Raw genomic sequence first — 9,516 nt, 5'->3', positions numbered from 1 at the left:
GGGGGGCACGGACGCGCTTCGGGCGGGGGCTCAGGCCTCCTGGACCAGCTCCCGACCGCCGGAGCGCGGGCCGCGCAGGACCGCGAGCAGCGCGACCGCCACGCCGGCGACCGCCCACACGACGAGCACCAGGAGCGGCATCGCCAGGTTGGTCGCGTCGAAGTAGGCGATCGACTTGGTCGCGGCGGTGCCGGCGCCGTTCGGGATCCACGAGCCGATCGCGCGCCAGAACGGCGGCATCATCGGCGCCGGGTAGACCCCGCCCGCGCTCGGGTTGCCGAGCACGACGAAGACCAGCACCGCGATGCCGATGCCGATGATGTCGAACAGGCACTGCAGCGCCATGGTGAACGCGCCGACCGTGAACACCACCAGGGCGCCCACCGCCGACAGGCTCGGGATCGAGCCGGGCAGCGCGTCCAGGATCGGACCGGCGATCAGCGTGCCGAAGACGCCGGCGGCGACCGAGTACAGCGCCAGCGCGCCGAGCCGGATCAGCAGGCGGTGGACGTTGGCCGGCTTGGAGCCGGCGCTGATGCCGAGGATCGAGGCGACCAGGTAGCCGCCGACGCACCAGCCGATGACGAGGTAGAAGGCGGAGAGGCCGTTGGTGTCGCCCTTGGCCAGCGGGACGACGTCCTCGACCTTGACGGTGCGGCCCTGGGTCTTCTCCAGCGCGCTCGTGATGCTCTCGGCGGCCTTGGCGGCCGAGGTGCCGCGGGCGCCGGCGGTCAGCAGGGTGTCCTCGGTGCCGGCCGGGTTGAAGACCAGCGCGGCGTAGATCTTCTGGTCCTTGATCTGCTGGGTGGCGGTCTCGGCGTCCGGCGCGGTGACCGGCTTCACGGCGTCGTTCGGCACCGACTGCAGCGCGCCGACCAGCTTGGGCGCGACCTGCGGCGGGGCGACCACCGCGATCGACAGGTTGTGCGGGGCCGGCTTGTGCAGCGCCCCGACGTACGACGTGATGAAGCCGAGTTGGAGCAGCAGTACGGCGATCACCATCAGCGCTGCGCGCGGCGTGACCGCTCCCTTCAGTTCGGCGACGAAACCCTGCCCCGGGGCGGCCATCCACATCTCCTTGGTGTCGGGGGAAACCCCTGGTTTCGGGGGGAAACCCGTGGTTTCGAGGGAAACCTGCGTTTTCGAGCGGAATCAGATGCTACGAGATCCGATACTTCATACCATGAAGTAGTTGGCTTGTCGCACCTCACGCGCCGCGTTCCGGCCAGGGCCGCTGCGGGATACTGGCGCGGTGAGTGCGGAGAGTGGCGAGCGGATGCCGGGCGGGCGAACACTGGACGAGGACGCGCTGCTGGCGGTCGACCGCGAGGTGGCGCTGATGTTCCGGCGCGGGCGGGCGAGGGTCGCCGAGCTGTCCCGCCGGGTGCACCCCGAGCTGGAGGGCATGGCGTACAGCATGCTCGGCTACATCGAGCAGGCCGCGCCGGTGCGGGTGACGGACGTCGGCGTGTACTTCGCCGTGGGCAAGGCCACCGTGAGCCGGCAGATCCGGGCGCTGGAGGAGCTGGGCCTGGTCGCCCGGGTGGCGGACCCGCAGGACCGGCGGGCCTCGTTCGTCTCGCTGACGGAGGACGGGCGGCGGCGCTACCTGGCGGCCAGGGCTGTCCGGATGCGGCGGGTGCGGGAGGTGATGGGCGGCTGGTCCCAGGACGACGTCGTCCGGTTCGCCGAGCTGCTGCACCGTTTCAACGACGTGTTCGGGGAGCCCGCTGGAGAGTGAGGGGGCCCGGAGGGGGCGGGTAGGGAGCCCGGAGGGGCCGGGTTTTACTTTGCCTTGAAGAAAGTTGCCCTAAGCAACCATCGGCCGTATGGTTGCTTAAGACAACGATTTTTAAGGACCGGCATGACCGTGACCACCGAGGCCGCGACCGGCGCAGCCGTCGACGACCGACCCATGACCCACCGACAGGTGATGGAGGCGCTGTCCGGCCTGCTGCTCGGCCTCTTCGTGGCCGTGCTCTCGTCGACCGTCGTCTCCAACGCCCTGCCGCACATCCTCACCGACCTCCACGGCGGCCAGTCCGCCTACACCTGGGTGATCACCGCCGCGCTGCTCACCCTCACCGCCTCCACCCCGATCTGGGGCAAGCTCTCCGACCTCGCCAGCAAGAAGGTGCTGCTGCAGATCGCCCTGCTGATCTACATCGCCACCTCCGCCCTGGCCGGCCTCTCCCAGAACACCGGCGAGCTCATCGCCTGCCGCGCCCTCCAGGGCATCGGCGCCGGCGGTGTCGTCGCGCTCGGCCAGATCTGCCTGGCCGCGATGGTCCCGCCGCGCGAGCGCGGCCGCTACAGCGGCTACTTCGGAGCGGTCTTCGCCCTCGCCACCATCGGCGGCCCGCTCATCGGCGGCGTCATCGTCGACACCTCGTGGCTCGGCTGGCGCTGGTGCTTCTACGTCGGCATCCCGTTCGCGGTCGCCGCGATCCTGGTCGTGCAGCGCACCCTCAAGCTGCCGGTGGTCAGGCGCAAGCCGAAGATCGACTACCTCGGCGCGCTGACCATCACCGGCGCCGTCAGCCTGCTGATGGTCTGGATCACCCTGGCCGGCAAGAACTACGCCTGGCTGTCCTGGCAGACCGCGGCCATGGTCGGCGGCGGCCTGCTGCTGGGCGCGCTCGCCGTCGTCATCGAGCGCCGCGCGGCCGAGCCGATCATCCCGCCGGACCTCTTCCGCTACCGCACCGTCACCCTGGCCGCGCTCGCGAGCGTGCTGGTCGGTGTCGGGATGTACGGCGCGACCACCTTCCTCAGCCAGTACTTCCAGCTGGCCCGCGCCAAGTCCCCGACCATGGCCGGACTGATGACCCTGCCGATGATCCTCGGCCTGGCGCTCTCCTCGACGGTCGCCGGCCGGCTGATCACCAAGTACGGCCGCTGGAAGGCCTACCTGGTCTCCGGGACGGCGCTGCTCGCGCTCGGCTTCGGCCTGCTCGGCACCATGCGCACCGACACGAGCTACGGGCTGCTCTCGGTCTACATGGCGATCACCGGCATCGGGCTCGGCCTGACCATGCAGAACCTGGTGCTCGCGGTGCAGAACACGGTGCCCCGCAACGAACTGGGCGCGGCCAGCTCGGTCGTCACGTTCTTCCGCACCATGGGCGGCGCGATGGGCGTCTCCGCGCTCGGCGCGCTGATGAACAACAAGGTCGGCCACTACCTCGCCGAGAACCTGGCCGCCGCGCACATCACGGCCGGGCACGCGGCCTCCGACGGCGGCATCCCGGACCTGCACAAGCTGCCGGCCCCGATCCTGCCGCTGGTCACGGATGCCTTCGGGCACGGCGTCGGCACGGTGTTCCTGTGGGCCGCGCCGTTCGCGCTCGCCTCCTTCGTCACGGTGCTGTTCATCCGGGAGACGGCGCTGAAGACGACGCAGCTCGGCTGACGCGTCCGGCGGGCGGGTACCCGAACGGGCCGGGAGTGGTGATCCACTCCCGGCCCGTTGCGCGTGCTGCGGGGCTACTTCCCGGCGATCAGCGACAGGCCGTAGACGACGGCCGCCGCGCAGACGGCGAAGCAGGCGTACGCGCCGGCCAGCGCCAGCCGGCCGCCGCCGGCCTGGGCGGTCCCGTCCTCGCGGGCGCTCAGCGCGGCCTCGCGGCGGGACAGCGCCAGGATGCCGAGCGCGAAGACGGTGACCACGGCGACGGTGACGCCGAAGCTGACTCCGGCGGTCTGGGCCAGGGCGTTCCACTTGATGTGCATGGTGTGTGCTCCTCAGCCGGCGGCGCTCAGGCCGCGACCGTGGTCGAGGCGGTGGTGGGGGCGGCGTTCGCCGGGGTGGCCGGGGTGACGTCGACCGCGGTGACGTCCTCGACGCCGGCGAGCTCGTTGACCTCGTTGACGTTGTCCGCGCCGACCGGCTGGCGGCGGGAGACCAGCCACATGCCGCCCGCGCCGGCGACCAGCGCGGCACCGACCAGCACGACGCCCCAGGTTCCCTGGCGGACCACGAAGGCCGCGCCACCGGCGACCAGACCGGCGGCCGGCAGGGTCAGGCCCCAGGTGTAGACCATGCGGCGCACCATGCTCCAGCGCAGCTCCGGCTTCGGGCCGCCGAGACCGGCGCCCATGATGCCGCCGGTGCAGACCTGGGTGGTGGAGAGGCCGAAGCCCATGTGCGACGAGGTGAGGATGACGGTCGCGACCGACGACTCCGAGGCGAAGCCCTGCCGCGGCTGGATGTCCGCCAGGCCCTTGCCCATCGAGCGGATGATCCGCCAGCCGCCCATGTAGGTGCCGAGCGCGATCGCGGCACCGGCCGAGACGATCACCCAGGTGGGGGGCAGCGCGCCCTTCGGCAGGGCGCCGACCGAGACCAGGGTCAGGGTGATGATGCCCATCGTCTTCTGGGCGTCGTTGGTGCCGTGCGCGAGCGAGATCAGCGACGACGAGAAGATCTGGCCGGTCCGGAAGCCCTTGTTCGTGGTGGCCTCGTTGCTGCGGCGGGTGATCAGGTACGCCAGCTTGGTGGCGCCGAAGGAGGCCAGGCCCGCGACGAACGGGGAGGCGATCGCCGGGATCAGGATCTTGGTGACGACGGTGTCGAAGTTGACGCCGTTCATGCCGACGCCCACGATCGTGGCGCCGATCAGGCCGCCGTAGAGGGCGTGCGAGGAGCTGGACGGCAGGCCGCGCAGCCAGGTCAGCAGGTTCCACAGGATCGCGCCGACCAGCGCGGCGAAGATGATCTCGGGGTGGATGCCGGTCTTCTCGTTGACGATGCCGCCGGAGATGGTGGTGGCGACCTTCACGGACAGGAACGCGCCCGCGAAGTTGAGGACGGCCGCGATGGTGACCGCGACCTTCGGCCGGAGGGCTCCCGTCGCGATCGCGGTGGCGGACGCGTTCGCGGTGTCGTGGAACCCGTTGGTGAAGTCGAAGGCGAGCGCCGTGATGATCACAACGGCCACCAGGAACGAGATGTGTTCCATACCCAAACAATCGTCGTAGTTGTCGCACGGACGTTGGTGTCGATCGCGACCGTAGGCAGGTTCGGTGAACGGAAGGTGAACTGACACGGGAATCGTGGTTCCGATGGTGTCCTGACAGTGACCTTAAGCTTTCGGAGGGGTGACGTCGTCTGCGCTGAGCTGGGCTTTGGCGAAGAACATCCCGGTTCGCGCAGGTTTGGTGAGACCTGTCTCACAGCCGAACGGGGCCGTGAACGGAGAATTCACCTCCCGGTCCTGGCGCGCTCTGTTTCCGACGGGTAACCCGTGGGAGGATCGCCGGGATCCGGGGAACCCGGGGGCGGGCAGGGCGGGAAGGAAGACCCATGGGCGGGGAATCGCGGCGCGGCGAGACGACGGGCGTACGACCCTGGGTGCGGGCCGCCCTGCGCTGCGGAGCCGTCCTGGCCGCCGCGGCGCTGGCGCTCCCGTTCGCCGCCGGGGCCGCGTACGCCGCCCCCGAGCCGGGTACCCCCGGTGCGCCCGGCACGCCCGGTGTCACGGCGCCCACGGCGAGTCCCGGGGACGACCCGCTCGCCGCCGCCAAGGCCACCCTCGGGCCGCTGCTCGACCAGCTCCACGCGCTCTACCAGAGCGCCGAGGCCGCCACCGAGCAGTACAACGGCGCGGTCGCCAAGGTCGCCGAGCAGCAGACCGCCCTCACCGACCTGCAGAACCGCCTCGAACGCCAGCAGAAGCAGGTCGACGCCGGCACCGACATCGCCGCCCAGCTCGCCGCCGCCCAGTACCGCAACGGCGCCACCTCCGCCTACGCCGAGCTCCTGCTCTCCAAGGACCCGTACGAGGCCGTCACCATCGCCGAGCTGCTCGCCGCCGCCAGCCGCTCGCAGTCCGAGTTCCTCGACCGGCTCAAGGCCGACCGCAACGAGCTCGCCGGGCTGGCCAAGCAGACCGAGGACGCCCTCGCTACCTCCCGCACGCTCGTCGCCCAGCAGGAGGCGGCCAAGGCCAAGGTCGCCACCGACCTCGCCGCCGTCGAGCAGCTGGTCTCCTCGCTCACCGGCGCCCAGCGCACCGAGCTGGAGAAGCTGGAGAAGGCCAAGGCCGACGAGGCGCAGCTCGCCTTCCTCGCCAGCGGCGCCCTCGGCCAGGGCGAGCGCACGCCCTCGCTGGCCGGGCGTTCGGCCGTCGCCTTCGCGCTGGCCCAGCTGGGCAAGCCCTACCTGTGGGGTGGCGTCGGGCCGGACTCGTACGACTGCTCCGGCCTCACCTCGCAGGCCTGGCTGCACGCCGGCAAGCCGATCCCGCGCACCAGCCAGGAGCAGTGGGCCGAGCTCCCGCACGTCGCGCTGAACCAGATCCGGCCCGGCGACCTCATCGTCTACTTCCAGGGCGCCACCCACGTCGCGATGTACATCGGCGGCGGGCTGATCGTGCAGGCCCCGCGGCCGGGTGCGGTGATCAAGGTCTCGCCGATCGGCTCGATGCCGATCCTCGGGGCCGTCCGGCCCGACCCCTCCGGCGCGGCCGACGACGCCGGTGGCGCCTGGAAGGTACCGGACCTGCCGGCCGGCTGGGACACCGTCACGCCGATCGCCCCGACCCCGGCCGAGCAGCGCCCGCCGGTACCGACCCCGGCGCCGGGGACGCCTGCTCCCAACCCGGGGACGCCGTCGACCAACCCGGGGACGCCGACCGGGACGGGTACGGGTACGCCGTCGGGGACGGGTTCGCCGTCGGGCACGGGGACGGGGACTCCCTCTGGTACGGGGTCGCCGTCGGGTACTGGTACGGGGATTCCGACGCCATCGGGTACTGGGACGGGGACGCCTACGCCGTCGGGTACTGGGACGGGGACGCCTACGCCGTCGGGTACTGGTACGGGTACTCCGACGCCCTCGGGGACGGGCACTCCTACGCCGTCCGGTACGGGCACGCCCGGGAGTGCCACTGCGACGCTGCCGCTGATCGGTGGGCTGCTGCCCTGAGGTCGTGAGCCGAGCAGCAAGGCCGCCCCGCGTCCCCTGACGTGGGGCGGCCTTGCTTGGACGGTCAGCCTGCGGCGCTGTCCGGCTCGAAGCGGATCACGACCGCCTTCGACGTGGGCGTGTTGCTGATGTCGGCCGTGGAGTCGAGCGGGACCAGCACGTTCGTCTCGGGGTAGTACGCCGCCGCCCCGCCGCGGGCCACCGGGTAGTGGACCACCTTGAAGTGCGGGGCGCGGCGCTCGACGCCGTCCTTCCACTCGCCCACCAGATCCACGAACGCGCCCTCGGTCAGGCCGAGTTCGGCGGCGTCGGCCGGGTTCACCAGGACCACCCGGCGGCCGCCCTTGATGCCGCGGTACCGGTCGTCGAGGCCGTAGATCGTGGTGTTGTACTGGTCGTGCGAGCGCAGCGTCTGCAGCAGCAGGCGGCCCGGCGGCACCTCGGGGGCGGTCAGCGGGTTGACGGTGAAGTTGGCCTTGCCGGTGGCCGTGGGGAAGGTCCGGGTGTCGCGCGGGCCGTGCGGCAGGGTGAAGCCACCGGGGCGGCGCACCTTCTCGTTGTAGTCCTCGAAGCCGGGCACGACCCGGGCGATCCGGGACCGCAGCGTGTCGTAGTCGCCGGCGAAGTCCTCCCACGGCACGGTGTCCTCGGGGCCGAGGACCGTCCGGGCGAGACGGCAGACGATGGCCGTCTCGGACAGCAGGCCGGGCGCCGGCGGGCGCAGGCCGCCGCGGGAGGCGTGCACCTGGCCCATCGAGTCCTCGACGCTGACGAACTGGGCGCCCTGCGCGGTGACGTCCCGGTCGGTGCGGCCCAGCGTCGGCAGGATCAGCGCGCGGGCGCCGGTGACCACGTGCGAGCGGTTGAGCTTGGTCGACACGTGCACCGTCAGCCGGCAGCGCCGCATCGCGGCCTCGGTGACCTCGGTGTCCGGCGTGGCCGCGACGAAGTTGCCGCCCATCGCGAAGAAGACCCCGATCCTGCCGTCACGCATCGCGCGGATCGTGTCCACCGAGTCGTAGCCGTGCTCGCGCGGCGGCTCGAACGCGAACTCCTTGCCCAGCGCGTCGAGGAACGCTTGGGAGGGTCGTTCGAAGATGCCCATCGTGCGGTCGCCCTGCACGTTGCTGTGCCCGCGCACCGGGCAGACGCCCGCGCCCGGGCGGCCGACGTTGCCGCGCAGCAGGAGGAAGTTGACCACCTCGCGGATGGTCGGGACGGCGTGCTTGTGCTGCGTGAGGCCCATCGCCCAGCAGACGATGATCTTCTTCGAGGCCAGCACCATGCGGCCGAGCTCCTCGATCTGCTCCCAGGGCAGGCCGGTTGCGGCGAGGACTTCGTTTCGGTCGGTCTTGCGGGCTTGGGCCTCGAACTCGTCGAAGTTGTGGCAGTGCTCGGTGATGAAGGCTTGGTCGACGCCGTTCTGCTCCAGGATCAGCTGGTTGAGTGCGCGGAACAGTGCGAGGTCTCCGCCGAGACGGATCTGCAGGAACAGGTCGGTCAGCTTGGTGCCGTGGCCGACCAGGCCGCGGGCGTTCTGCGGGTTCTTGAACCGCTCCAGGCCCGCCTCCGGCAGCGGGTTCACGCTGACGATCGTCGCGCCCGCCCGCTTGGCGCGCTCCAGCGCGGACAGCATCCGGGGGTGGTTGGTGCCCGGGTTCTGGCCGGCCACGATGATCAGGTCGGCCTGGTAGAGGTCCTTCAGGCTCACGCTGCCCTTGCCGACGCCGAGCGTCTCGGTGAGCGCCGACCCCGACGACTCGTGGCACATGTTGGAGCAGTCCGGCAGGTTGTTGGTGCCCAGGCGGCGGGCGAACAGCTGGTAGGCGAACGCCGCCTCGTTGCTGGTGCGGCCCGAGGTGTAGAACGCGGCGCCGTCCGGGGTGTCCAGGGCCCGCAGTTCCTCCGCGATCAGCGCGAAGGCGTCGTCCCAGGAGATGGGCGTGTAGTGCGTGGCGTTTTCGTCCAGCAGCATCGGCTGGGTGAGCCGGCCCTGCTGGCCGAGCCAGTAGCCGGAGCGTTCGGCCAGGTCGGCGACCGGGTGCGCGGCGAAGAACTCGGCCCGGATCCGGCGCTCGGTCGCCTCCTCGGCGACGGCCTTCGCGCCGTTCTCGCAGAACTCGGCGGTGTGCGTCTTGTCCGGCTCCGGCCAGGCGCAGCCGGGGCAGTCGAAGCCGTTCGGCTGGTTCACCTTGAGGAGCGTGGCCAGGGTGCGGCGGGCGCCCATCTGCTCGGCGGCCATGCGGAGGCTGTGGCCGACGGCGGGCAGACCGGCGGCCGCGTGCTGCGGGGCGGACACCTCGGGGGTGTCCTGCGCGGGGTCGCTCTGCGGGGCCTGCTTCGGCATGACGTGGCTCCTCGGCTGTGCTCTTCGGGCCGCCGCACCGTCGCGGGGGTCCGGGACCATCTTTTCACCTGGGGGGCGGGGGTGGGAGGCCGCTGCGCGGGGCTTGCGGTTCTGTGGGCTCTCGGGTGGGTGGGGTGCCGGGGGTGGCTGCGGGGGTGGCCGCTCCGGGGGCTGGATGATTTTCCGACTGCCGACTCTGTTGGGTGGGGGGTTCTCGCCGTTGGCAGTCTGAAAATCACCC

At 71.5% G+C, this 9,516-nt stretch carries 7 protein-coding genes; 3 read left to right on the top strand and 4 right to left on the bottom strand.

Annotated elements, in window-relative coordinates; all coding sequences use genetic code 11:
- Positions 1 to 30: 30 nt before the first annotated feature.
- Positions 31 to 1,068, bottom strand: a complete 1,038-nt coding sequence (locus AB0O00_RS21475; RefSeq protein ID WP_363654092.1) for an ABC transporter permease — start codon at positions 1,066 to 1,068, stop codon at positions 31 to 33.
- A 184-nt stretch (positions 1,069 to 1,252) separates the two neighbouring features.
- Here AB0O00_RS21475 and AB0O00_RS21470 point away from each other — a divergent pair, with 184 nt between their 5' ends.
- Both AB0O00_RS21470 and AB0O00_RS21465 read left to right on the top strand, forming a co-directional pair.
- Complete coding sequence (locus AB0O00_RS21470) at positions 1,253 to 1,741, top strand: MarR family transcriptional regulator (RefSeq protein ID WP_363654090.1); 489 nt, start codon at positions 1,253 to 1,255, stop codon at positions 1,739 to 1,741.
- A gap of 123 nt (positions 1,742 to 1,864) precedes the next feature.
- Positions 1,865 to 3,412, top strand: a complete 1,548-nt coding sequence (locus AB0O00_RS21465) for an MDR family MFS transporter (protein ID WP_363654089.1) — start codon at positions 1,865 to 1,867, stop codon at positions 3,410 to 3,412.
- 74 nt (positions 3,413 to 3,486) lie between these two features.
- On the opposite strand, the gene AB0O00_RS21460 is transcribed toward AB0O00_RS21465, so the two are convergent.
- Both AB0O00_RS21460 and AB0O00_RS21455 read right to left on the bottom strand, forming a co-directional pair.
- Positions 3,487 to 3,732: a hypothetical protein gene (locus tag AB0O00_RS21460; RefSeq protein ID WP_363654087.1), complete on the bottom strand. Its 246-nt coding sequence runs from the start codon at positions 3,730 to 3,732 to the stop codon at positions 3,487 to 3,489.
- Between the two features lie 26 nt (positions 3,733 to 3,758).
- A complete protein-coding gene (locus AB0O00_RS21455; protein ID WP_363654085.1) occupies positions 3,759 to 4,961 on the bottom strand; it encodes an inorganic phosphate transporter in 1,203 nt (400 codons plus the stop codon).
- Between the two features lie 344 nt (positions 4,962 to 5,305).
- Here AB0O00_RS21455 and AB0O00_RS21450 point away from each other — a divergent pair, with 344 nt between their 5' ends.
- Positions 5,306 to 6,928, top strand: a complete 1,623-nt coding sequence (locus AB0O00_RS21450) for an NlpC/P60 family protein (RefSeq protein WP_363654083.1) — start codon at positions 5,306 to 5,308, stop codon at positions 6,926 to 6,928.
- 64 nt (positions 6,929 to 6,992) lie between these two features.
- Here the strand turns inward: AB0O00_RS21450 and AB0O00_RS21445 are convergent, their stop codons facing one another.
- Complete coding sequence (locus AB0O00_RS21445) at positions 6,993 to 9,275, bottom strand: FdhF/YdeP family oxidoreductase (RefSeq protein WP_363654081.1); 2,283 nt, start codon at positions 9,273 to 9,275, stop codon at positions 6,993 to 6,995.
- Between the last annotated feature and the right edge of the window lie 241 nt (positions 9,276 to 9,516).

Source organism: Kitasatospora sp. NPDC093558, from assembly GCF_040683475.1.
In the GTDB taxonomy this organism is placed as follows: domain Bacteria; phylum Actinomycetota; class Actinomycetes; order Streptomycetales; family Streptomycetaceae; genus Kitasatospora.
This window is presented reverse-complemented; position numbering and strand designations above follow the sequence as displayed.